Origin of the sequence: Eudoraea sp., from assembly GCF_049669105.1 — a bacterium.
GTDB lineage: Bacteria > Bacteroidota > Bacteroidia > Flavobacteriales > Flavobacteriaceae > Eudoraea.
In genome coordinates, this window is sequence record NZ_JBATKE010000095.1 from 1 (window position 1) to 1,721 (window position 1,721).

A 1,721-nucleotide genomic window follows, 5' to 3' on the forward strand; every position below is an offset into this window, starting at 1 on the left:
GTGGTAACAGCACGTTTTGTAATCAATTTAAAGCGATGCGCATTCACTTTTTCAGTTTCAAAATACATGCTAAGTTTTTGCGATTGTTCCATCAAGATTTTGGGAGCCAAATGCACTTTTTTATCAGGTGTCATTACTCTTTTTGGAATAAAACTTCCGGGGTCATGTTCTTTGCTCAAAATTCCATTTTTATTCTTCTGAATTTTTTTAAAAGAAGATTGCCTGGTAAGTCGCAATAAACCATTTAGTAAAGCTTCTTGAGGTAAGGTTGGCAAGTCTTTTTTGTTTTTTCTGGTATGATATTTTTGTATCCCCATAAAAAACGACTGAGCTATTTTCGACCCAAATAAGGGCATTCCACATGCTTTCGCCAAATCTAAATAAATGGAGCTTTCGTCTCGTTGTTCACCTTCAGGATCTAACACTGCTTTTGTAGCCTGCATATAAGGTTTTTGCTGAAGACCAAGCATTAGAGGAAATATAAATGGAAGATCAGGGCGTTGCAAAGGATCCGTACATGGTAAAACATAGTGTGCCTCAGAACTTGTTTCGTTTTGGTATATATCTAAAGTTACTAAAAGCTCTAATTTTTGGAATGCCGTTTTCAATTTCTGTGAATTGGGCATGGTTATCAACGGATTTCCACCGGTCACAAAGAGTGCTTTCAATTGTCCTTTGCCTGGAGTTAGAATTTCATCCGCCAATAAACCACCAGGAAAGGAGTCATTTACAGAAGTCAGGCCTCCAACCCTACTTTTATCCGTGCGCATTAGGATGCCATTTTTAACGCCAAATTTTATAAAATCCATCACTCCTTTTCCTACTAAGGTTCCTCCTTTCTTATCTAAATTTCCAGAAATAGCATTTATTACTTCTTGCAGCCAAAATGCCAAAGATCCATAACCTCCCATATTCACTCCGGTGGAGCAGTATAATGCTGCCCCATCTGCCTGAATATAATTGAGAACCATTTCTTTTAAATCTATAGCTCTTATTCGGGTAACTTCTTCTGTTTTTTCCGGAGACCAATCTTTGACTAAATCTTTTATGTCTTTTATTCCGACTGTATGATCTTCAACAAATTTATAGTCAACGCCATTTTGATTGATGAGTTCATGGAGAAAAGAAAGGTAAAAAAATACGTCAGTTGAAGGACGAATAAATAAATGATTTCCAACAACCTTTGCTGTTTCAGTTTTTCTAGGGTCTATGATATATAATTTACCCCCTCTTTTTTCGAGCTTTTTTAATTTTTTACCAGGATTTGGTACCTGTAAAAAACTCCATTTTGAGATAACTGGATTTGCTCCAACGATGATAAGGCAATTGATATGATCTAAATCTGGAAAAGGAAGTGTGAATGGAAACCCATAAATTAGTTTTGAAACTGCAAATTTATTAGAACAATCCTGTGTAGATGAACTATACATGCTTTTAGAACCTAATCCGGTCATGAAACCCTGAGCAAAAACAGGATGTAATACACTAAAACCAGCTGCTGTTCCAACATACATACCTATAGCGTCTGCGCCTTCCTCGTTATGTAATTGTTTTACCTTATCTCCTATTTCTTGAATCGCCTGAGGCCATGAAACTCGCGTATACGTACCATCATTTTGACGTTTTAAAGGATACCTTAACCGATCAGGTGATTGATACATTTCATGCTGGTATAAGCCCTTTACACAAGAAAATCCTTCAGTCGCAACATGATTTTCATT

The 1,721-nt window shown here is 36.5% G+C and carries 1 protein-coding gene; it reads right to left on the reverse strand.

Features of this window, described 5'->3' with window-relative positions:
• A partial coding sequence (locus WBM60_RS08050; RefSeq protein WP_424282949.1) for a molybdopterin-dependent oxidoreductase occupies positions 1-1,661 on the reverse strand: 1,661 nt, incomplete at its 3' end.
• Between the last annotated feature and the right edge of the window lie 60 nt (positions 1,662-1,721).